Raw genomic sequence first — 21,876 nt, forward strand, 5'->3', positions numbered from 1 at the left:
TCGAGCGGTGTCTTACTCGCTATCGGGGGAGTAGTTCGGCGCTTCGTCGGTGATGACGACGTCGTGGGCGTGGCTTTCGGCCTGCCCGGCCGCGGAGACGCGGACGAACTCGCTGCGCTCCTTGAACTCGGGGATCGTCCCGGCGCCGACGTAGCCCATGCCGGATTGCATGCCGCCGGCGAGCTGGTGGAGCTCGGATTTGAGCGTGCCCTTGTACGGAGTCGCGGCCTCGACACCTTCGGGGACGTACTCGTCGTCTTCGTTCGGCTCTTCCTTGAGGTATCGGTCGCTGTCGCCGGATTTCATCGCTCCGACGGAGCCCATGCCGCGGTACTGCTTGTACTTCTTACCGTTCATCGTGACGACGCGACCGGGGGCCTCGTCGGTGCCGGCGAAGTAGGACCCGAGCATGACGGCGTCCGCACCGGCGGCGACGGCCTTGATCGCGTCGCCGGAGTACCGAATGCCGCCGTCGGCGATCACCGGCACGTCGTGTTCGCTCGCGACATCCGCGACCTGCGCGACGGCCGTGATCTGGGGCATGCCGGATCCGGAGACGATGCGAGTCGTACAGATCGATCCCGGACCGATGCCGACTTTGATTCCGTCCGCGAAGCCGACCAGATCCGCGGCCGCCTCGCGCGTGCCGACGTTGCCGACGACGACGTCGGCCTCGACGGACTCCTTGATCTCTCGAGCGCCGTCGATGACGTTCAGGTTGTGCGCGTGAGCGGTGTCGATGAACAGCACGTCCGCACCGGCCTCGTCGGCGGCCTCGGCGCGCTCCTGCTCGAAGGGGCTGACGGCGACACCGCACCGGAGGCGTCCGTCCTCGTCGCGGACGGCCTGCTGGTACTCGCGACGCTGGAGGATGCCCTGCATCGTCACGAGACCGACGAGGAGGTTCTCGTCGTCGACGACCGGCACGCGCTCGATCTTGTGCTCGTACATCAGGTCGAACGCGTCGCGGGCGTCGATATCCGTCGGTGCCGTGACGACCTCGTCGGTCATCGCTTCGGTGACCGGGTCGTCTTCGTTGACCTCGAGGTGGGGCCGGATGTCGGTACTCGAGATGATCCCCAGCACTTCGCCGCGCGTGTTGACGACCGGTGCGCCGCCGACGCCCTCGCGGGCCATGCGCTCGTCGACTTCGCGGACGCTCATCTCGGGGTCGGCGGTGACGACCGAATCGAGGGGGATGATGAGTTCGTCGGCGCTCTTGACCCGCTCGATCTCCTCCACCATCGCGTCGATGTTCATGTTACGGTGGAGGACGCCCAGGCCGCCGTGGCGGGCCATTGCGATGGCCATCCCGCTCTCGGTGACGGTGTCCATCGCGGCCGAGAGGATCGGGACCGACACCTCGACGGATTTCGAGACGTGCGTGGTGAGGTCCGCGTCGTCGGGTTCGACACGGCTCTCTTTCGGTCGCAAGAGGACGTCGTCGAACGTTAGCGCTTCCGGTACCTGTAGTTTCGAAGAATAAGGCTCCTGCTCAGGGATATCGTTCGCCATGTAAACCGTCCGAACCCGCGAGCAAAAAGCGTTGCGAGATCCGAACCGGCTGTCACGAGTTGGCGAGGCTGTCGGAGCTGTCGGTGGTTGATTCGATACCGCGGCTGTTCGCCTGCGACCGTGCGCGCGGATCGCGACCGACTCGGGGAGGACCGGGAGGTGGACGTTCGTCGATCGATTCCGTCACTCAGCGAGGAAATTCACGCGCAGGTGTGTACATTCCCGACCGATTCTGGCTCCCAGTGTTGCGAATGCGGCAAGTTATGCGACGGCGTCCCACACAACGTTTATTGAGAATCCGGTTCTCTGTCCGGGTATGTACGCTGTGAGTTTCAGTGACCCCCGAACCGCTGGCCGGACGAGCGTCGACAGTGACGCCGCCAAATTCCAGTTCGGGAAATTTACACCAAAACTCACAGCACGGGGCCCTAATTGGACGAACTGGTGTGCGATTCACCGGTCGATTCGGGACCGTCCACCCTATTACCCACAGGCCTCGGGTCATGGCCATCGACCCTGACCGATGAGTACGTCACGACACCCGGTCGCACTCCGTCTCGAGCGTATCGTCGGCGGTGACACCCGTCTGTTAGCGCTGGTAATGATGTTGCCGCTGATCGACGGCGTCTTTCCGGCGCTGATCCTCGCGGGTGCGTTGAACGACCCGCTCGGTGCCCTTCAGGTCGGACTGTTGATCTTCGGGGGGAGCGCCACGGTCGCGGTGATCCTCGCGGAGATGTCCGGCACGCCACGCGAGCAGGCCACGATCGTCATGCTCGTCGGAATCCCGCTGATACTGCTCGCGGGAGTGCAGGCCGCGCTGGCACCGGCGATCGGGAGCGTTCTCGATATCGTCATCTTCGAACGGTTCGCCGCGCTGGTCATCGTCGCCATCGCGGCCAAGACCGCCAGTGCGACGATCGGTGACTACCTTCCGAACCCCGTCGTCATCATCGGCCTCGGACTCGTCGCGAGTATCGATCCCACGGGTGCCGAGTTCGTCGTCATGGACAACCCCGCACTCGTCGCGAACGCCGTGCTCGCTGCCGGGGTCGGCGTCGCCTTCGCGCTGACCATCGCCCTCGGCGGCCCGTACCTCCGCGGCTGCATGGACATCGATCGCTTCCGGTTCGGCAGTGCGGTGGCCCTCGGGCTGCTCCCGCTGTCGATGCTCGGCATGGCCTTCGGACAGGCACCGCTGGCCGCCCTGCTCGTCGCCGGCGTGTTCGCGATCGACCTGCCGCTCGAGCGCGACTCGAGTGACAGCGCGGCCGGCAGTGACGAGCCACCCGCTACGGGTGCGCTGACGGACGGCGGCGATTCGAAGGCAACTGCTGACGAGGAGCCGACCGACGACGCCGACACGGGACCGTATCCGGGTGACGATTCGACCACGACCGAGGGCCGGGCCCCGTGGCTGTAGTGCGGATTCCGAATCGAAACCACTTTAGGCGGGATACCCCAACTGAGAAGCGAGGGGCTGTGGCCAAGCCAGGGATGGCGACTGACTCCAGAGGCTACGGCGCCCGGGACGACACTCCAGACTGATATACTGATCGGACACCTGATCAGTGTCCGTGTGATGACCCTCTGGAGTTCCGAGGCGCACCGGAGATATCAGTCGATCGGGGGTTCAAATCCCTCCGGCCCCATATGAAATAAAAAGCCAGGAGAGGCTTTTCTCGCGTTCTCGATACATTCTGAATACGGGGTGGTCGGCGTGACGATCGCGCCGTGCCCGTCGGTCGACACCTCGACGTGCAAACACTGCGGAGCGTACGTTTCCGACCACTTCTGCCGCGTTTACGGTGACAACAGCGACCGCGCCCATCGCTGCGGGGAGTGTGACTCGTATCGACGCCTGACCCGCGGGTCCGCAGCTGGTGTCGACGTCGGCATTCCCGATCCAGAGACGACCGTCGGTCACCACGGAGGTGAGGCCGATGTCTGAACGCCTCGAGTGGCCGGAAGGCTTCGAGCGGACGCCAGCCGACGACCGCGAGTCCTACCCGCACGGGTTCCGCGTCTCTCGAACACGAGCGTTCGAGAACATCCTCGAGGAGTTGCGGAAGATGAACGCCCGCAACGTGCAGGTGAAGACGGCTGCACCGCACACGCAAGCGGAGCCGCACCGGCCGTACGCCGACCGAGATCCTGACGATCCGGGCGTTGTTGTCTACTTCGAACGTGACGGCCAGCAGTTCGCCGTTCCGTGCGATCGGTGGGACAACCTGCGAGACAACGCACAGTCGATCGCGAAGTATCTCAACGCGAAACGCGCTCTCGAGCGCTACGGTGTTCAGACCGTCGAGTCGGAGTTCTCGACGCAAGCGCTCCCGAGCGCCGACAAGGATGCCGTTGCACCGCCGGAACCGCACCACGCCGTTCTCAAGGTGGCTCCTGACGCCGCTGACGACGACGTGAAGGCCGCCGCTCGAGCGAAGAAGAAAGAACATCACCCAGACCTAGGTGGCGATCGCGAGCGCTTCCAGCGCGTCGTCGAGGCCGAGGAGGCGATGCTCGATGAGTGAGTTCGTCCCGGCGAGTCGCCTGTACGACGTCGAGAGTCGGACGCCCACAGCCCATCCAGCCCATCAGGCGACCGATGCCGATGTTCGCCGTGCGCTTAAGAAAAGAGGAGTCCGAACCGACGGCAGTGTCAATAGCGATACTGAGGTCAGGAATGTCAGGGTAGAAAACCCTGACACGGAGCAGATCTGCGAACTGCTCTATGGAATTCGGACTCATTTGGCGATTCTGATAGTGGTGGCGCAGGATACCTTTGAGTCCAGTTCAAGGGACTCAATAAACGATAATAAATCCGCTAGGAGTTGGCAACAATCGCCGGGTACTGTGCCTGAGAACGGTGATTCGTGATGAGTTCGCGGACATCCGAACTCGAGAGTCCGAAGGCCAGCGGTGACGCCCTCGAGGCGGAGATCGTGCAGGTGATCGACGCCTTGGAGTACGTCGGCGACCGCACGGCCACCTGGCACGACGCGCGAACGACGGCCGTCCTCGAGGCGAGTCGATCGCTCCCGTTCTACGGTATCGTGCTCGTCGAGCCCGAGACGCCAGTCGAGATCAAAGGCTGTCAAATCGAGACGAGCAACGGCAGCCGATCGACTCGAGGCCGGTTCTACGTCAAACGCAACGCTCACGACCAGTTGCTCGAAGCGGGCGGGATGTACCTGCTCGTAGTCTATCTGCCGCGACCGGGGCTGCCCCAGGTCGCCCGCGCGATCGTCCCGGCGACGATCGTCGACGAGCTGCTGTCCGGGCGGTGGTACGATGTCGGCGGGTCGCGCTCCGAACAGGAAGTCGCGAAACTCGCGTGGTCGCACGTGATCAACCCGGCCGGTGTCGATCCGTCGGTGACCGTGGGGCGCCCTCGATGAGCGTCGATACCGGTCGCGACGATCGTGACCTCGAGGCGGAGTTAGCGAGCACGAGTTCTGGTCGCGTCGGTATTCCCGTCGATGCGATCTGCGTGGGCTGTGGGCGGACGCACGTCAAACGGGCCACTCCCGAGGAGATGGACCAGCACCCGCAGGTTGATCCAACCTCGCTCGAGTCTACAGACTGCACGTCGTTCAAGCACGTCTGTCACCCCTGCGGGAGCGCGACGTGGTGGAACCCGGTTGCGGTGTTGACTGGCCTACTCGAGTCCGAACGGGGTGAACAAGAGTGACGGCGGACCACCCAGCAACTGCCGCTCACGAGATCCGCGGATATCTCACCTACACCGATCACGGCGACTCGCCGTACTGGCAGTGGGGGAAGGTGATCGAAGCGTTCAACGGCGGTCGGAAAGAGATCAACGTCGATCTCGACGGAGAGCGGTGGGTTGTCTCGGTCGGCTACCAGGTTGGCGGCCTCGAGCCGCGCCCGTCCGATGCGGTCGACGGGAACCTCCGCGAGTATCGTGTCACCGCACACGGTGAAGAGGAGCGAAAGCTGCCGCTCCTCATACAGCCGCGCCTCGACTGGTCCTCGAAACGCCGTCCCCAGTCGGTCCCGTCCGATCTCGGTCTCGCGACGAACGTCAAACTCGAGCAGTGTGTCAACCTCGATCCGGACGAGATAGAGAACCTGATTCCGCGCATGATGAGCGCGATCGCGACGAAAGCGGGCGTCGATTGGCACCCGGACTATCTCACCGGCACGCCGCACGAGTACTCACGTTGTACCCAGTACGAGCGGTATCTGCGAGCGAACCGAGAGTACGCCCGCAAGATCGTCAGGAGTGACGGTATCTTTCACCGTCTGTTCCACCTGCTCGCTGATCAGGAAGGATCGAAGATCGTCTTTTCAGCTGACAATCGGGACGTTGTCGGGTACAACCACCAGCTCCAGCTGCCGACACGCGCAGTATCGGAAATGTTTCCTGACGGTACTCGTCACGGGATGCAGCTCAAGCACTACCATCCGGAGCACGTACGGAAAGACGAGAAAACCGATGACGGCGAACTCGATCCGCTGTACCATCCGAAACTGGGTGCGCTGTTCAAAAAAGGCCTGAACGACGGAGCGCACCCCTGGAACGAGATCGACGACCTCACGCAGGAACTCGAGGAGACGTTGATCAACGTGCTCGAGTGGGCCGAGATTCCGACCAAGGGATCGGGGTCATTCGTCTCGGATTGGCACTTCGATGCGAACGAGCGATCCGAACTCGACGTCGCGCTGTTCGATGATCCGACGCCTGCGGTCGAAGCCAGCCAGGAGTCCGTGCTGATCTCGACGATGACCCGCCTGTCCAATCGTGATCAGGATATCCTCGAGGGCGTCGCGATGACCGACGGTGGTAGCACACACGTCGACGAACTCGCCGATGAGACCGATTGGTCGACGTCGACCGTCTACCGAGCGCTTCGAAAACTCGGCGATCTCCTCGAGAACGAGAACGGGAACGTCTCGTTCATTTCGCAGAAAATTCGCGATCGCGTCAACGAACTTGTCGATCAGCTCGACGAGACAGTCGAAGCGACCACGCGAATCATCGAAGACACGTTGCAAGTCGATCCGCGCGACCTCGAGCGGAAAGGGCGTGCATGGCAGAACTGGCTGACGCGCTACGGCGCCGAACTAATTCGCGACGGGGAACAGCCTACCGAGAACGCGAAGATTCGCGTTCGTGAGATCCTGAACACCTACAAATCGGTGAGCTACGATAACGTGGGCGAGGTGCTCGAATACGGACGTATCTCGTGGATCAAGGCTGGTCGCGATCCGGCGACCTTCGACGACGCGATCGTCGTCTTCGACGTTGGCAACGGCAACACGATGAGCGGGAAAGCCAGCCGGTTGATTGAGCAGTACGCACCCGGGTAACGAAGCCCGGTCGGTAGTGGCAACGCTCGGTCTCGTACGGTTCTTTTATAAGCAATCCTGATTTTCACCCCGAACCACCGTTTCGTGTAGAGATCGCGTTTCGGGTGGAACGCCTTTTTTCCAGCTGTTAGCGTGTGCAACCCATTTGCCGTTCCCACCGGCTGCCAACATCCCCTTAGCGAGTGTGTCTAACGACACAAAATTAAAATTTACACCGCCCCGCACAGCACCGCTGCGTCGAAAATTCGGAGGTTTTAGATCCGCAAGGCCACCGAAAAGCGCCTTTGGTGGACCCCCGGCCTATTTTCGGGAGCCTCCACCCGAAGGACACGAAACCGTGGTATAGGTGATTTATTATCGTTCTTCGCTTTCACCGATTTGGTCATCAGCGAAGATGTGAATAGAACGAAATATGTTGTCTCTATGATGCGTTTAGATTAAATGCCTCATTGAATCTGCGTCTAGTGTTAGTTCTGATTGCTCAGGAGCACTCTCTAGATCAGTATCCGAAAACGATTCTGGAGACACTGCTTGCTGCATCGCCTTGAGCTTTGAGCGTAGCTGTCCATTCGTGGACCGTACAAGTTCATCATCTGGCCATGAATGGACATAGAGACCATCAAACCGCGTTGCTACCTGCTGGACAGTGATCAATTGTTCGAGAGCGTACTCAGCCCAGTACTGACGGTCATCCTGCATTCGTTGCAGTTCCTCAGCAACGTCGTCATAGCCAGCTCGCTTTGCTGCATCAAGACACTGCCGAAAGTTCGAACCTCGAGGATTGATTGGCTCATGAAAAACAACGATCTCTCCCAATGCTCGGAAATAGCTCAGGAGTTCATGGAAGTCGTCTTCACCCATCGTTGGATACGTAGGTGACATCGAAATAAAAACTGGAATACCGGCATGCTGGAGTCGGTCAAGTGCTTCCCATCGCTTCATCGGCGGTGGTGCATTTGGCTCAATGGCGCTAACAAGTGGCGTCTCGAACGACGGAATTGAACTCCCCACCGTGATACGATTGCCTGCCTCCTGAAAGAGATCGATATCACGAACGACAGCAGGACTACGGGTTAAAATTCGTACCGGAATATTGTGCTCAACAAGTTCCGTGATGACTCCACGAGTGATCTGAGCAGCACGCCGATCTTGGTAGCAGTCCGTTCCACTTGATAACATTACGACACCGCGCCCCCTCTTTGTTTGTTTCCGATCACTGGGATCGCGGTTTTCGAGAACATGAGCAAGTCGTTCAGGGAGATCATCACGGTATAATAGGTAGCTTCCCCAGTCTTCCTGTGGATCATCGACATTAGCTTGCTCAGAGAGCATTCTATCACGACTGTCAATAGCAGGTGTTGTTGGTACGTAACAAAATTCGCAGCCATGACGGCAGCCAGTAGCGATATTGATCACATGATCACACAAGCTCTTCGTGTGGAGATGAGATTCGCTCATCACGGATTTGGTTGGATCGGTGTTGACCCGAAGACCATGCTGATCTGTGGTTTCAGTGTCCATCGCACAATCCCAGCAAAGAATTTTACCAGTTGGATTGGCGGCGAAGCGGCCATTAATTTCGCTATCACAATTGGAACAAAGGAGTCCGGCTTGCCATAGATCTAGTCGGTTAGTAGGACCACCATGGCTGCGTTCTATCTCACGGAGATTGTCGAGCGATGGTTGATTCTCGAATTTTTCGATCAGTTGGCCATCGCTGTCTTTGATGGCATACGATCGCTCAAACCAACTATCGCCAACTTCCCAAGTGAGATCCATGCAAAGTCCTCCCTTGTGCGCTACTTCTCCATCTTCTCCAAAAGAGGTGAGCCAAGTATAGTGAAAGTGAAAGTGGAATTACGTATGTCGAACTAACAATTTATACACCAGGCGAAATGAGTAGTACAGGAGACTTATGTCTAATGACCATGACGAGGGAGTCCGAACTGGAGATGATCCTACGAAGGCCATTCTCAGCGAGTCAGGACTCAATAGTAAGCATCTATGCGATTATGTCGTCAACGTGGCGACAGGATGCCGACATGGGTGCAAGTTTTGTTATGTACCATCCACCCCCAACATCCGGACTCGCCCAGATATGCTCAAAGAGGAGGCTAATGTGGATAACGGCCAGAAAGAGTGGGGAAATTACGTTCTGTACCGTGATGGGCTCGGAGGACGACTCGATAAGCATCTGGACCGTAAACGGACATGGCGACGAACGAGACGCGGGCGTGGCGTTGTAGGTGTTTCTTTCTCTACTGATTGTTATATGGATGGTCGAGCAGGGAAAATCACTCGGAACGTTGTTCAAGCACTAACGAAACATGAAGAATACACCCGAGTACTGACTCGCAATCCAATCCTGGCACTGCAGGATCTTGATGCATTCAAAGAAGGAGGTGAGTACGTTACCATTGGTTCATCGATTCCATGTATGGATTCGGATCAAGTCAGTGCTATCGAAACTAGCGCACCAGCTCCAGAGCATCGTCTCCGTGGACTCAAGGAATTCAATGATCATGGAGTGCAGACCTTCGTCAGCATGAGTCCAACCTACCCGACTCAGGACAAAGACGATCTTCGTGAACATCTTGAGCGAATTGCTGAGTGTGAGCCTGCTGTGGTTTTCCACGAGCCGATTAACCCTCGAGGTGGGAACTTCGAAATGACCGTACAAGCTGCTCGAGATGCTGGAGAAAATAAATTGGCTGATGCGCTGGATCAGTTACGTGACCGAGAACAGTGGGTTTCATATGCGACTGACCACCTTCGATGGGTGCAAGAGATTGGTAAGGAATTAGGGCTGCCAGTACACCTATGGCCAGATAAACAGCTGATCAAGTACGTTTCTGATGATGAGGCTGTTTGGTTACAATCTTGGCGCGATCGACAGTCACCAGAAGACTTTGCTGAGCGGGAAACTCCCACAACACCTGTTCCTTCTTGTCCAATTTATGCTAATTGACTCCTGTTCGCTGGTCGTGGTTTCTTTCGTAGACTCTCAGAAATCCGCTTGGAGAAATTGCGTCTCAGCGACAGAATAATATAGTCTCCATCTCTATCTGTCGATAATTCAGAACTGTCCCTATTATGCCCCTTGATGACTCTGACCCTGACAAATGGCACATGAAAGAACATACAGAGGTAAAACACCGGATTCTCCGAAAGTATCTGACTACATGGACACGTATTGTCAGTAGTGGGAACCCCGAAATACACTATTTTGATGGATTTGCAGGACGAGCAAGATATGAAGATGGAGAACCAGGTTCACCTCTTCTCGCACTTGACGTAGCGAACAGGAGTGCAGATCTGTTTGATATCTTTCACTGTACATATAACGACTATAGTGATGAGAATTACCAAATACTGAAAGAAGAGGTAAAAGACAAAAAGAACTCGTGTGAAAATAATACTCAGATAGATGAGGTAATTTTCAATGAGGAATTCGAAGATATCGCTATACCCGTTTTAGACTCGGAAAAGTACAGCGGCTTGCCGAGTATGGTTTTTATTGATCCTTTCGGCTACTCTGGAACTCCCTTTAATGTCATATCGAAAATAATGAACCTACAATCGAGTGGCAATGAGGTTTTCTTCAATTTTATGGTAGATACAATAAGAAGATTTCTAGATGACGAAAGTAAGGAGGAAACAATCACACGAGCGTTTGGATCGTCTGACTGGAAATCTATCAGGAAATATACGGACCGAGAGAAACAGGAGGAAGAAATTCTAAAATTGTATGTGTCTCAATTGAAAGAGGAGGCAGGTGTGAAATATGTGTTCCCTTTTCAAATGAAACATCCTGACAAGAATGTTACTGTTTACTACCTCATTCATGCCACAAACCACTTCAAAGGGTTCAAAGCGATGAAAGATGTCATGTTTAACGAAGGTGCTGATGATAACTTTGCATATTTGGGATCTGACCATTATGGGTATGAAGATGAGCAAACAAATCTTTTTGAAGTTACTGCATCCGAAGATTTACGGATCAAAGAACTGAGAGAACGGCTGTTGAGTAGGTATAACGGCGATACAGTTTCCTTCAACGACATTCTCAAATTTGCCTACTTGAATACAGATTTGATTGACACTCATTGTCGTAAAGCGCTAACAACACTCGAATCACAAGACAAGATCCACGTCGATCGGGGCAGTTCAACTCGCGGATTCAAGGAAGAGTATGATATTACTTTTAGGCCGCAAAACCAGAGATTAACGGATTTTTAGTAGTTATATATCCGAGTGATGCTCTCGTTCCCGAACATACTGCGATATGTTATACAGCCGGGATTCCACAACTCTTAGACGGATGCGGACTAACTGAGGTTCGATCAATTGATTAGTTCCTCTTTCCCCCTGGGAGTGGATATCGGCAAATCCGGTTCCTCGAATATGCACACGAGATACGAATATCCGTGTGTACAACGACGGAACTCCAGACGGGGTATTTTCCCACTCAGAATACGGTAGTACTGCTTTATGCTCTATCTCGAGAATACTGGTTGTACAAGGGATGGGAATGGACGAGGCGACTCAGGAGGAAGTTAGTGAAGCAATTCAACAGTGCGAGCAGGAGGAAGAGGATGAAGACACCGACGAGATTCTTATTGCTGACGAGTAGCGATCTCGACCACTGAGTGAGAGCGTATCGGAATTCCGGAAACCGCTCTCCGCTGCTTATCTGATTACTGCTCGCCCTATATCATATGGGCAAGACAAACCACACCTACCGCGACACACTCAGTGAATTCGAACACGAGTGGTCACCCTGTTACATCAGCCACGAATTGCAAAATTCTAGTTAAAGTCTACAAGGTGTCAAGCGTACAACAGAGAGATCAACAGCTTTTGATATGATGCATACCAAGGGGGATATGTTAGCGTTTAATCCAATATGATTGGTGGAGAATGGGCCCCGGTCTTTAGCCTCCTTGGACTAATTTCGGGTGTTCTTGGGTCGCTCTTGATCGTTTTTCCACGTGTGAAGTTAGTTGAAGAGTGGTTTCTAAACACCGGTAGGATATCCTCAATTGAAGAAGGGCGCCGCGTTATTCTTGATGAGTCAGAATTGTTGAAAGGGGATTACGGATTTTCCGAGACTAAGCGTATCTTGAATAGAGATTGGGATATAGATAAAGAAATCATCAAAATCAGAGCTTTCCCTTTTGGAGGATTTGGAGGAGGAGGCTTCGTTAAAGTCTATGATTCTGAGGACATAGTGAAGCAATCATCAATTGCTGTTTCAGAAGATAAAAAGAGGCGGGTACGTGGTGAGAAGGTCGGATCTATACCTGTTATTGATCTACATATGTACCAAGAAATTGAACATGTAAGGGAGGAATTCAGGAATGTGTTTTTTATTATTGGGATCTGTCTGATATTGTTTGGGTTCCTTCTTCAATCGGTATCGCAGTATTTACAGTACTTTTGAACTACTAGGCGATATGGGAATAGTTTGCCTACTCTCTTATCCTGGGACTTTCCATCCGAATCCGTGTGTGTCTCCTTGCGGTCGGACGTCGTGAATATCTGTTTCCCCGATATGAACACGAACCGAGTACCGGCCGTGTTCATATTCCGCCCATAGCCCACGAGATCGTCACGGCCATCGCGCCGATCACGCCGGGCCAGGCCCCCTCTTTATAAACTGAGACCGTTTGAGTGAACCGAAAAAACTAGGATAGGCGGGTTGTGTTCACGGCCATGTCTCACTCAGAGACGCCCGGATCGGTTCGAATCCGGACCGACGACGGGAACGAATGGCGATTCGACGCTATCAAGAAAGCCTCCCGGTTCTACGACTGCAACCGGAGCAATGCGATCGCGTTCGCTTGCGAAGATGTCGACCAACTTGTGTCTGCAGCTACCCGCGTCCTCGAGCGCGACGATCTCACCCGCGAACAGCGCCGGGAGATCGCCGAAACGCTCTCGACTCGAGCCGTCAGCTTCGATCTCGAATCATCGCTCTCGGTGACGACGAAAGGGGACATGTGACGATGACTGCCGACGATTTACTCAGAGAGGCCGAACGGGAGAGCCGCCGCGAGCTCGAGCAGGAAGCGCGAAAGGCACACGAACTCCGCGCCCGACTTCCCCAGCTCGTCGAGAACGCGATTCGGAAGGATCACGAGCGGATCGCCGTCGAACTCGCCGAACGTAGCGAACTCACATACCGAGAAATCGGAGAGATAGTCGACTACAGCCACGTATGGGTGGCTCAGGTCGTCAACGAGGCCGCAACAGAGGATACAGACCAATGGTCGACGGATTAGCACTATTCGGAGTGTTGCTGTTCGGATTTCTCGAGGGACAGCGCTGTTCCGAACTGAGGGACAAGTGAGACATGTACTACTACTGGAAGGGGATCGCCGTCGAGATCGCGTTACTGTTCGTCAACGGGTTCCGGCACTACGTGCTCGGTGACGGCCTCGAGCCGACGGAAAACAAGGATAACTCGGACACATGAGCGGCAACTACTCAGACGGTACTGAGCGATTTCAGGGGCTACGCCATCTGTTCAAGTGCACTGGCAATTCGAGACAGGTTATAGATCACAGCCAGTCCAATCCCTATCCAAATCCAGATGATTATCGCGCCGATGTTCTCTGTCAGAACGAAGGAGGTGATTCCAATAACGGCACATACGAGGAGTATCGTGGCACTAAATCCGATCATTCCGTAATTCGATTTAGAGGACATACCCCGTTTTCTCGAATCAATTGTCATAACTATTTTGACTGCTTAGGAGTCGGTGTACGAAACAATCACTGTTCACTATAGCCGGACACTGATCGCAGAGAATTCTCGATACTGAATCCCAAGATTGGCCGTTAGAAGGGCCAAAACCTGCGCTTTCTTGCGGTTTCATAGCCCTCCGGCCCCCTATTCTCGCCGCTCACGAGTTTGTGAGCGGCGAGTAGTGGAAGCGGAGGGATTTGAATCAGGGAACAGCTTGCTGCGACCGTGGTTCAAATCCCTCTGGCCCGTCTTCTGTCGGGAACAAATTCGCAAACGCCAGCTATCAATCTCTCGAGCGAACGAAAATTCCACTCGAGAGCAGGTAAAACACGCCAAGGCGCGACCAGCACTCGAGACGAACGCGGTCACTGTACCGGCGGTACTGATCGATGTAGTCCGTCGTCGATCAAAAGGCAGGATTCGACGAATCCCCGCTACGGTAGGTGGTGGTTCGTCCCAAGAGGGTGCCTCTGACCTCCGGGACTGAAATTCACTTGATTCCGTAACACCATTAATTTACGGGAAACCAGTACGCGCTTCCGCCAGTTCCGGCACCCGGTGATCGACCGGTCGGTCGGAGACTGACCGTACCGGACCACGAGTTCGAATCTCGAACGGAGCCGTGGTCCATTCTCGAGCGAGCGAACGCTCCCGCTCGAACGCGGATGTGACGCCTCGAGCCGCGAACGCGACGAGCGCACCGAGTGAGAACCCCCTTCCTGTCCAGTCGGCACCGACCGGCTACAGCTTGTTGGCGATGCGCTCGACGGCCACGACCAGTCGATAGAACAGATAGAGCGCGTACACGGAGACGAAGAGTCCGAGGAGCGTGAAGAGATTGCGGATTTCCGGTCCAAAAATTGCGTGTATCGGAGTCAACACGATGGATCCGACGAGGAGGGCGCCGACGATCAGCGCTAGTCGTTTGCGGTCGGACCAGTCGTTACTCGAGGCGGACATACAATAACAACTCACCACTTCGAAGTTAAACACTCGGTTGACAGGAACTGCAAATACCGGCACGTACGGAAACCGAGATCGCGAGTAATCTACGGGACGATGAGCATCCTTCTCGAGGTGCCATCTGACAGCGACGGGGGGTCGAGAATCTCGCCGCCCAACTCTCATTTTGAGAAATTAGCAGTAGATATAAGTCGTAATAGATCAACAATCAGAACGGAAGCCGCCCTTAGCCAGTCGGTAGGGGCATGCATCGAAATGCCCCGGGTGGAACCAGCACCCGAGACGTGGCTTCCAAGCGAGCCGCTTCGAAGCCATGATTACGTCTATCCTGCCGGGATATAAACGTCCCGCACGACCGTCGAATCGCCCGCCTCGAGCCCCACCCACCGGAGGTCCCAATGCCTAATGACACCGATCCGGACGCGTCGCCCGCCCGACCCACCTGCCCCAGCTGTGACACCCCAATTGCGGTCGTGACGGTCGTCGGACCGACCGACGGACACGTCTCTCCCTGCGGCTGTCGGGTCCCGCCTGCGGCGCTCGAGGGACCGCGTCTCGACTAATCCCCGCCTCGAGTCGCGGCGGCCAGCCGGGTACCGGTCACGCCGCCACCGTCGGCACACGGTCCGGGAGGGGGCTTGAAACGCAGCCCGTTCCTTCCGAACCCACCCGAATGCTTTTCATGATATGCAAACTATTGCATAATATGCAAAAGTCGAAAGTACTACTCGACTTTCCGTTCCCCGACGAACGGGTGTTCCGATACGAGGCGATGCAATCAATTCTGCATCATCTCGTGAACAATCCGTTCGAAGAGTTCACGCAGAAGGAGTTGGCGAATATAACGGGCGCCGACGTCTCGTCGGTCTCCCGATCGATCGATCTCCTCGAACAGCTCGGGGTGGTGACGGTCGACGCGGGCTCCCCGTCTCGGATTCGTATCGATCAGGATCACCTCGAGCAGGCGGACCCGCTCTTTGCGATCCAACAGCCGGCGTTCCGAAAACCGATTCGGGCGTTCTGCAGCGAACTCGACGATCGAATCCGCGCATCTGACGATATCGATACGATCGTCGGTATCGTCCTCTTCGGAAGCGTTGCCCGTGGGACGGCCGACCGCAGGAGCGATATCGACCTCTTGGTAATTCTGGACGGAGACGCAACGTACGGACGTCGAATCTGTAAGCAGCTGGCACGAGAACTGGAGGAGGAACAGTTCGACGGCCACCGATACGAGTTCGAGGTTCTCGTCGAGACGCCCGCGAGTGCGAAATCCCACAGCGAGAACCTCGTGGAGATTTTCGACGACGGAATCGTACTTCAGCGAACGGAGCAACTGAGTGAGGTGCGCGATGTCGTGTACGCGGATACAGCCGGAGGCGAGTAGGAATGCCGATCGATCTCGATGACCTCGAACCACTGGTGTCGAACGCCGAAGAAGCGTTTCGTCGCGGTGGACAGACCGCCGAAGAGGGTCTCGATGTCTCCGACGGAGGACTCGTCCAGCTTCGAAAGAGCTGCCGCTCGTTGTTGGGTGCGCGTCACCTCCTCGATGACGGCTACTATACGCTCGCGGTCGAGGCAGCGTTCACGTCCACTGAAAAGACGTTCATGTTCTGGCTGATCGAGGAACGCCACCAAGATCCGTCTCAACCACCACAATCGCACACGACTGCGATTCAGCGAAGCGCAGCGGTCGGGTTCATTACTGAAGAAGTTGCGATCAGGCTCGGTGACCTGTGGACCGATAACCGAGCGCAGACGTATTATCAGGACGGGCGAGCAACGGCTGAGCGAGCCGAAGCGATGCTTGCACTGGCGACCGAAATACACGCTCAAGTTGTCGGATTGGTCGGCATTCGACACGACTGTCTCTGCGAGTCCTCGTAACCGAATCACCAGTTCCAAGCGCTGGCATTCGGCCAAACCCACTCGCAGCGGACTGCCGGATGCGAAACACACCACCACGAAACCATCACCGTCGGTACCCGGTCCGGAATCGGGACTCGAGACGCGGCATACCCCTGTCGAAACCCACTCGAGCAGTATCGAGATATGCGACTACGTGCATACACGCAACGGGCAGCGAAGACCACTGGGACACGGATTGACGTCTCCCATCCAGCATGACATTTATCCGCTCCACGAGCCACGAACACGTATGAGCAGACGAGCGGACGAGACGGAGTCAGCGTTCTGGGCAGACACTGCTGACGATACCGTGGCGGCCCGACGCTACCGGACGCTCGTGAACGCGGTCGACGACGGGATCTACCAGCTCGATGCCGCTGGCCGATTCGTTGCGGTCAACGATCACCTCCTCGAGATAACCGGTTACGCGCGCGAGGACCTGCTCGGCGAACACGCCTCGAGCGTGCTCGCGGACGACGATTTCGACCGAATCACGACTCGAGTGGACGAGAGCGTCACGAACGGCGATCGGCCGAACGAGACCGTCGAACTCACCGTTCGAACGGCCGGCGGTGAGACGTGCTCCTGTGAGGTGCGGGCGAGCCCGCTCGTCGACGACGGCACGGTACGGGGGTCGGTCGGGGTCGTTCGCGAGTTCGACGACAGCAACCGGACGGCCCGACGGCTCGAGGAGCGAGATCGGCAACTCGCACGGACCCAGCGTCGGTTCGAGGCGATCTTCAACGACCCGAACATCCTCGTCGGGCTGCTCGAGCCCGATGGGACGGTGCTGGATATCAACGGGACGGCGATGGAGTACATCGACGCCGACCTCGAGGACGTGACCGGCGAACCGTTCTGGGAGACGCCGTGGTGGGGAGAGGACGAGACGGTCCAGCCCAACGTCAAGGAGTGGACCGAGCGAGCGGCAGCGGGCGAGTACGTCGAGTTCGAGGCCGATCTCACCCGACCGAACGGCGACCAGTATACGCTCAGCGGCGTGTTCAGGCCCGTCACGAACGACGACGGCGAGGTCGTCTCGATCATCGTCTCCGATCGCGATATCACGGAGCGCAAGCGACGCGAACGGTCCCTTCGCGACGCCAAGGCGCAACTCGAGGCCGCGACCGAGGCCGGTGCGGTCGGGACGTGGGAGTGGCAGATTCCCGAGAACCAGATGACCGTGGGGACCCTGTTCGCCAGAAAGTTCGGGATCGATCCCGACGAGGCTCGCTCCGGGGTGCCACTCGAACGGTTTATCGATTCGATCCACGAGGACGACCGCGACCGCGTCGTCACGCAGATCGAGAACGTTGTCGAGTCCGGCGACGAGTACGAGGCCGAGTATCGCGTCTGGAACGCCGACGACGAACTCCGGTGGGTGATCGCCCGCGGACACGTCGAGTACGACGACGACGACGGCACACCGGTCACGTTCCCCGGTGCGCTCACGGATATTACGGACCGAAAACGAGCCGAGATCGAGGTCAAGGCGCACAGACGGCAACTCGAGACGCTGTTTCAGGTGCTGCCCGTCGGCGCCGTGGTCGCGGACGCGGACGGCTCGCTGATCAGAGCGAACGCCACCGCCAAGGAGATCTGGGGCGGCAACGTCTTCGACGCGGAATCGGTCGCGGAGTACGAGAAGTACTCCGCCGTCTGGGCGGAGTCGGGAGAGTCGGTCGGCCCCGAGGACTGGACGATGTCCCAGGTACTGCAGGGGGAGGCGGTGACCGATCCGAACATCTACGAGATCAGTACGTTCGATGACGAACGGCGGATCATCATGGAACACGGGATGCCGGTCAGAGACGAGCACGGGGAGGTGAGCCGCGCGGTCGTGACGCTGACGGACATCACCGAACGCCGGGAGTCCCAGCGAAAACTCGAGGAGACGGTCGCCAAACTCGAGGAATCGAACGAACGCTTAGAACAGTTCGCCTACGCCGCCAGCCACGACCTCCAGGAGCCCCTTCGAATGGTCACGAGCTACCTCCAGTTGCTCGAGGACCGGTACGGTGATGCCTTCGACGAGGACGGTGAGGAGTTCCTCGAGTTCGCCGTCGACGGGGCCGAGCGGATGCACGATATGATCGATGCCTTACTCGAGTACTCCCGGATCGAAACGCAGGGCGATTCGTTCGAGCCGGTCGAACTCGACGGCGTCGTCGACGACGTGATCGACGATCTGCAGCTCCAGATCGAGGAGACGGCCGCCGAAATCACGGTCGACGAACTCCCCGTCGTCGACGGTGACGCCAGCCAGCTCCGACAGGTGTTCCAGAACCTCCTCGACAACGCGCTGACCTACCACGGCGACGATCCACCCCGGGTCCACGTCGACGTCGACCGACGCGGCGAGATGTGGCTGCTGTCGGTTTGGGACGACGGCATCGGGATCGATCCCGACGATCAGGAGCGGGTGTTCAGCGTCTTCGATCGACTCCACAGCCGCGATGAGTACGACGGGACGGGGATCGGACTCGCACTCTGTCAGCGGATCGTCGAACGCCACGGCGGCGACATCTGGGTCCAGTCGGAATCGGGCGAGGGGGCGACGTTCGCGTTTACGCTTCCGGACGCGACCGAGTGAGACGCGACGTGTTGCGGTCGGGAGACGGTTCGGACGGGCTCAGTCGGCGGGTTCGGTTTTGACGATCGCGAACCAGAACTCCTCGACCTCCTGAACGAATTCGATGAACTCCTCGGTTTCTACCGGTTTCTGGATATAGCCGTCGGCCTCGAGACCGTGGTTTTTGACGATCTCTTCGCCGGCTTCCGAACTCGTGAGGACGACGACGGGAATCTCACAGAGCGCGGGCTCGTCGTTCAGCGCGGAGAGGACCTCCATTCCGCTCTGGCCGGGAAGCTGTGGCTCGAGCAGGATCAGATCCGGGCGCGGGGCGTCCGCGTACTCGTTGCGCTGGTAGACGAACTCGAGCGCTTCCTCACCGTCGCTGACGGCGTGAATGGCGTTCATGAGCTTCGCGTCTCTGAAATTCTCCTCGAAAAGACGGGTATCGCCGGGGTTCGGCTCGACCAGTAAGATGTCGATCGTCTCCCCGAGAGTGTCGTCCCCCTCCTCGTCTGCTGAAGCCATATACGAGCATGATGCTGCAAGCGTATAACACCAACTCTAACGGTCCCGACACAGTCTTCGAATCCGTCTCGTCGGACTCGATGGCAGCCGGTACATCCCTCGTCGCGGTCGCTAACGGGACGATACCAGATCGACTCCGAACTCGACGGCAGTAGAGGCCCTCGGCTGCGTGGCAACCGGTAGCCGGCTTCTCGTCCCAACCGCCGCACGCTACAGAATCGGTCGTTGCGAGGGGCTCGCGCGAGTAGCGAGCGACTCGACCGGCTACTCAGTCTCCAGCGCAGTAACAGGACGTGGTGTGTCCGTCAGCTGCTCGAGCCGAGTCCCTCGGCCGAACGGTGATCGTCGTGCCACAGTCGGGACAGTCGTATCGGTTGCAGTCACGGCTCTGCTGGACGATCCAGTCGCCGTCGAACGGACTCTCGTGTCCACACTCGAAGCAGTACAGTACGGCCTTGCTGGTGGGCGGTCGATCCGCGGTAGATGCGGGGTGTGTCATTGGTACGGATAGGGGTCGAACACCGAAAACGGTGTTGGGGAGACCCGACCGGAACGTGCATCCGACCGCCTCAGTCGGGGATAGCGGGGTCAGTCGACCTCGGCTGGATCTCGAACGATCGCGAACCAGAACTCCTCGAGTGACTGCACGAACTCGACGAACTCGCCCGGGGCGACCGGTTTTCGGATGTAGCAGTCGGCCTCGAGACCGTGGTTTTTGACGATCTCTTCGCCGGCTTCCGAACTCGTGAGGACGACGACGGGAATCTCACAGAGCGCGGGCTCGTCGTTCAGTTCGGCGAGGACCTCCATGCCGCTCTGGCCGGGAAGCTGTGGCTCGAGCAGAATGATATCCGGCTGCGGGGCGTCCTCGTAGTCGCCGCGCTGGTGGACGAACTCGAGGGCGGACTCCCCGTCGGTGACGGAGTGGATGGTGTTCAGCAGTTTCGCGTCTCTAAAGTTCTCGGTGAAGAGTCGTGTGTCGCCGGGGTTCGGCTCGACCAATAAGATGTCGACCACCCCCTTCATCTGCATCTCCCCGTAGTCATGCTCACTACTTCGTCCGAGAGGGTAAAGCTACGATGGTGGCGAGCGTGAACACTCGTCAGTTCCGAAGCGAGTCGCTCCGGACCCGCCCGTGATCGTCCCGAAACGTTTCGCGGAGACGCGGACGGTCAGTGTGCGAGGCGCTTCGCGGAGCCACGGACGAGCGGTGTGACGGGCACAATGCTTGGTCCACATTTAGCACCGCTGGGAGCGTACGGACGGCTATGAGTAACACGCGCACGTCGAGCGATCGATCACCGATTCCGGTGCGGACGGCCGCGTTCGCCGCCGCGCTGGGGGCCTGGATCTTCTGGTCGGGGGTGTTCCTGACGGGCTCCGGACCGATCATCATCAACAACGTCCTCGCCGGCGGGGCGATTGCCGCGTTCGCCGCGTACACCGCCGCCTGGCCGGACGGCGGCCCACTGCCGAGCGTCGCCGCACCGCTGCTCGCCGCCCTCCTCGGCCTGTGGGTGCTCGCCGCACCGTTCGTCCTCGAGGTGACCGCGGATCGGCTGCTCTGGAGTAACGTGATCGCCGGCGCGCTCGTGGCGATTCTGGCCGGCGGGAGCCTCTACGGCAGTTGGCAGTTGACGCGGTCGAGAGCGAGCGGTGCGTGATCGCGACGCCCGTCCGAGTGCCGTGTCAGAACCACCCACGATCAGTGTTCTTATCCCGCTGTGGCCTGTCAGTTGTCGTATCGACTCGAGGCTGACGTCCTGCGATGGCTCGCGGCTCGGTGCTCGAGGTTCCCAACTGGTCCCCGACCTGCTCCCGACGTCCGTATCGACGGTGGACGACGACCGCTGGACCCCAGTCGGTCCAGCGCGGACACGCACACCACACGCCGAGCGACTCGACTGATACATAATGAGTCGAACTACACAAACCCCCGAGGATGATCTTCTCGGCATCGAGAGCGGTCTCGAGGCGCTTCGATCGAGTCCCGAATTCACCGGCCCCGTGGAATCGGTCGCCGGACACGACTCGTACGATCATCTCGCGCTCGTCTACGAAACCAGAGCCGAACAGTTCGCGACGGCGATTCCCTACATCGCACGCGACGACCAGGAGCGGGTGTTCAGCGTCTTCGATCGACTCCACAGCCGCGAGGAGTACGAGGGAACGGGCATCGGGTTGGCGCTCTGTCAGCGCATCGCCGAGCGCCACGGCGGCGAGATCTGGGTCGATTCCGAACCCGGCGAGGGATCGATGTTCTCGTTTACACTCCCGACAGATTCCCAGTAGGCGGCGATTCG

26 protein-coding genes, 1 tRNA gene and 1 pseudogene are annotated in these 21,876 nt (G+C 57.9%); 21 read left to right on the forward strand and 7 right to left on the reverse strand.

Annotated features, from left to right (window positions below; translation table 11 throughout):
* Positions 1 to 12: 12 nt before the first annotated feature.
* Positions 13 to 1,515 (reverse strand): IMP dehydrogenase, encoded by a 1,503-nt coding sequence (guaB, locus tag ACSFC7_RS15640; RefSeq protein WP_436343751.1) that lies wholly within the window; start codon positions 1,513 to 1,515, stop codon positions 13 to 15.
* A gap of 523 nt (positions 1,516 to 2,038) precedes the next feature.
* On the opposite strand from guaB, the gene ACSFC7_RS15645 reads away from it, so the two are divergent.
* The 8 genes from ACSFC7_RS15645 (at position 2,039) to ACSFC7_RS15680 (ending at position 6,849) form a co-directional block, all read left to right on the forward strand.
* Positions 2,039 to 2,938 carry a DUF5794 domain-containing protein gene (locus ACSFC7_RS15645; protein ID WP_436343752.1) on the forward strand — a complete coding sequence of 300 codons (900 nt, stop codon included), beginning with the start codon at positions 2,039 to 2,041 and terminating at the stop codon, positions 2,936 to 2,938.
* Between the two features lie 53 nt (positions 2,939 to 2,991).
* Positions 2,992 to 3,167: transfer RNA gene (locus ACSFC7_RS15650), tRNA-Trp, on the forward strand.
* Positions 3,168 to 3,226: 59 nt separating this feature from the next.
* A complete protein-coding gene (locus tag ACSFC7_RS15655; protein WP_436343753.1) occupies positions 3,227 to 3,466 on the forward strand; it encodes a DUF7563 family protein in 240 nt (79 codons plus the stop codon).
* Entirely contained in the window at positions 3,459 to 4,046 is a 588-nt protein-coding gene (locus ACSFC7_RS15660) for a DnaJ domain-containing protein (RefSeq protein ID WP_436343754.1), read from the forward strand. Before ACSFC7_RS15655 ends, ACSFC7_RS15660 begins: the two co-directional genes overlap by 8 nt.
* Positions 4,039 to 4,392 carry a hypothetical protein gene (locus tag ACSFC7_RS15665; protein WP_436343755.1) on the forward strand — a complete coding sequence of 118 codons (354 nt, stop codon included), beginning with the start codon at positions 4,039 to 4,041 and terminating at the stop codon, positions 4,390 to 4,392. Before ACSFC7_RS15660 ends, ACSFC7_RS15665 begins: the two co-directional genes overlap by 8 nt.
* Entirely contained in the window at positions 4,392 to 4,913 is a 522-nt protein-coding gene (locus tag ACSFC7_RS15670; protein ID WP_436343756.1) for a hypothetical protein, read from the forward strand. The genes ACSFC7_RS15665 and ACSFC7_RS15670 overlap by 1 nt, the downstream gene beginning before the upstream one ends.
* Positions 4,910 to 5,206, forward strand: coding sequence for a hypothetical protein (locus ACSFC7_RS15675; protein WP_436343757.1), 297 nt, complete (start codon positions 4,910 to 4,912; stop codon positions 5,204 to 5,206). The genes ACSFC7_RS15670 and ACSFC7_RS15675 overlap by 4 nt, the downstream gene beginning before the upstream one ends.
* Positions 5,203 to 6,849 (forward strand): DUF7845 domain-containing protein, encoded by a 1,647-nt coding sequence (locus tag ACSFC7_RS15680; protein ID WP_436343758.1) that lies wholly within the window; start codon positions 5,203 to 5,205, stop codon positions 6,847 to 6,849. The genes ACSFC7_RS15675 and ACSFC7_RS15680 overlap by 4 nt, the downstream gene beginning before the upstream one ends.
* Positions 6,850 to 7,281: 432 nt before the next feature.
* On the opposite strand, the gene ACSFC7_RS15685 is transcribed toward ACSFC7_RS15680, so the two are convergent.
* Positions 7,282 to 8,628, reverse strand: a complete 1,347-nt coding sequence (locus tag ACSFC7_RS15685) for an SPL family radical SAM protein (protein ID WP_436343759.1) — start codon at positions 8,626 to 8,628, stop codon at positions 7,282 to 7,284.
* 136 nt (positions 8,629 to 8,764) lie between these two features.
* Between ACSFC7_RS15685 and ACSFC7_RS15690 the strand changes: the two genes are divergently transcribed.
* The 7 genes from ACSFC7_RS15690 to ACSFC7_RS15720 all read left to right on the forward strand — a co-directional run bounded on the left by ACSFC7_RS15690 (position 8,765) and on the right by ACSFC7_RS15720 (position 13,327).
* Complete coding sequence (locus ACSFC7_RS15690) at positions 8,765 to 9,817, forward strand: SPL family radical SAM protein (RefSeq protein WP_436343760.1); 1,053 nt, start codon at positions 8,765 to 8,767, stop codon at positions 9,815 to 9,817.
* A gap of 125 nt (positions 9,818 to 9,942) precedes the next feature.
* A complete protein-coding gene (locus ACSFC7_RS15695; RefSeq protein WP_436343761.1) occupies positions 9,943 to 11,088 on the forward strand; it encodes a three-Cys-motif partner protein TcmP in 1,146 nt (381 codons plus the stop codon).
* Positions 11,089 to 11,278: 190 nt separating this feature from the next.
* Positions 11,279 to 11,482 (forward strand): hypothetical protein, encoded by a 204-nt coding sequence (locus ACSFC7_RS15700; RefSeq protein WP_436343762.1) that lies wholly within the window; start codon positions 11,279 to 11,281, stop codon positions 11,480 to 11,482.
* A 273-nt stretch (positions 11,483 to 11,755) separates the two neighbouring features.
* Complete coding sequence (locus ACSFC7_RS15705) at positions 11,756 to 12,292, forward strand: hypothetical protein (protein ID WP_436343763.1); 537 nt, start codon at positions 11,756 to 11,758, stop codon at positions 12,290 to 12,292.
* Between the two features lie 272 nt (positions 12,293 to 12,564).
* Positions 12,565 to 12,855: a DUF7692 domain-containing protein gene (locus ACSFC7_RS15710; protein ID WP_436343764.1), complete on the forward strand. Its 291-nt coding sequence runs from the start codon at positions 12,565 to 12,567 to the stop codon at positions 12,853 to 12,855.
* Between the two features lie 2 nt (positions 12,856 to 12,857).
* Positions 12,858 to 13,133, forward strand: a complete 276-nt coding sequence (locus tag ACSFC7_RS15715; protein WP_436343765.1) for a hypothetical protein — start codon at positions 12,858 to 12,860, stop codon at positions 13,131 to 13,133.
* A 71-nt stretch (positions 13,134 to 13,204) separates the two neighbouring features.
* Complete coding sequence (locus ACSFC7_RS15720; RefSeq protein WP_436343766.1) at positions 13,205 to 13,327, forward strand: hypothetical protein; 123 nt, start codon at positions 13,205 to 13,207, stop codon at positions 13,325 to 13,327.
* A gap of 38 nt (positions 13,328 to 13,365) precedes the next feature.
* Here ACSFC7_RS15720 and ACSFC7_RS15725 read toward each other — a convergent pair whose 3' ends face one another.
* Together ACSFC7_RS15725 and ACSFC7_RS15730 are read right to left on the reverse strand one after the other, a co-directional pair.
* Entirely contained in the window at positions 13,366 to 13,560 is a 195-nt protein-coding gene (locus tag ACSFC7_RS15725; protein WP_436343767.1) for a hypothetical protein, read from the reverse strand.
* Positions 13,561 to 14,340: 780 nt separating this feature from the next.
* Entirely contained in the window at positions 14,341 to 14,559 is a 219-nt protein-coding gene (locus ACSFC7_RS15730; RefSeq protein ID WP_436343768.1) for a hypothetical protein, read from the reverse strand.
* 401 nt (positions 14,560 to 14,960) lie between these two features.
* Between ACSFC7_RS15730 and ACSFC7_RS15735 the strand changes: the two genes are divergently transcribed.
* The 4 genes from ACSFC7_RS15735 to ACSFC7_RS15750 all read left to right on the forward strand — a co-directional run bounded on the left by ACSFC7_RS15735 (position 14,961) and on the right by ACSFC7_RS15750 (position 19,066).
* On the forward strand, positions 14,961 to 15,125 hold the full coding sequence (locus ACSFC7_RS15735) for a hypothetical protein (protein WP_436343769.1): 165 nt from the start codon (positions 14,961 to 14,963) through the stop codon (positions 15,123 to 15,125).
* A gap of 143 nt (positions 15,126 to 15,268) precedes the next feature.
* A complete protein-coding gene (locus tag ACSFC7_RS15740) occupies positions 15,269 to 15,949 on the forward strand; it encodes a nucleotidyltransferase domain-containing protein (protein WP_436343770.1) in 681 nt (226 codons plus the stop codon).
* 2 nt (positions 15,950 to 15,951) lie between these two features.
* Positions 15,952 to 16,452 (forward strand): hypothetical protein, encoded by a 501-nt coding sequence (locus ACSFC7_RS15745; RefSeq protein WP_436343771.1) that lies wholly within the window; start codon positions 15,952 to 15,954, stop codon positions 16,450 to 16,452.
* A 271-nt stretch (positions 16,453 to 16,723) separates the two neighbouring features.
* A complete protein-coding gene (locus ACSFC7_RS15750) occupies positions 16,724 to 19,066 on the forward strand; it encodes a PAS domain-containing sensor histidine kinase (protein ID WP_436343772.1) in 2,343 nt (780 codons plus the stop codon).
* Positions 19,067 to 19,105: 39 nt separating this feature from the next.
* Here ACSFC7_RS15750 and ACSFC7_RS15755 read toward each other — a convergent pair whose 3' ends face one another.
* From ACSFC7_RS15755 to ACSFC7_RS15765, 3 genes are all read right to left on the reverse strand, one after another.
* Positions 19,106 to 19,573 carry a response regulator gene (locus ACSFC7_RS15755; RefSeq protein WP_436343773.1) on the reverse strand — a complete coding sequence of 156 codons (468 nt, stop codon included), beginning with the start codon at positions 19,571 to 19,573 and terminating at the stop codon, positions 19,106 to 19,108.
* A gap of 268 nt (positions 19,574 to 19,841) precedes the next feature.
* The gene (locus ACSFC7_RS15760) at positions 19,842 to 20,072 is read right to left on the reverse strand and encodes a hypothetical protein (protein ID WP_436343774.1); all 231 of its coding nucleotides are present in this window, start codon (positions 20,070 to 20,072) and stop codon (positions 19,842 to 19,844) included.
* A gap of 89 nt (positions 20,073 to 20,161) precedes the next feature.
* A complete protein-coding gene (locus ACSFC7_RS15765) occupies positions 20,162 to 20,599 on the reverse strand; it encodes a response regulator (RefSeq protein ID WP_436343775.1) in 438 nt (145 codons plus the stop codon).
* Positions 20,600 to 20,841: 242 nt separating this feature from the next.
* On the opposite strand from ACSFC7_RS15765, the gene ACSFC7_RS15770 reads away from it, so the two are divergent.
* Together ACSFC7_RS15770 and ACSFC7_RS15775 are read left to right on the forward strand one after the other, a co-directional pair.
* Positions 20,842 to 21,237, forward strand: a complete 396-nt coding sequence (locus tag ACSFC7_RS15770; protein ID WP_436343776.1) for an SPW repeat domain-containing protein — start codon at positions 20,842 to 20,844, stop codon at positions 21,235 to 21,237.
* A gap of 442 nt (positions 21,238 to 21,679) precedes the next feature.
* Positions 21,680 to 21,865, forward strand: a pseudogene (locus tag ACSFC7_RS15775) (ATP-binding protein); the annotation flags it as partial.
* Positions 21,866 to 21,876: the final 11 nt, after the last annotated feature.

It is taken from the genome of Natronorubrum halobium (assembly GCF_051351675.1).
GTDB lineage: Archaea > Halobacteriota > Halobacteria > Halobacteriales > Natrialbaceae > Natronorubrum.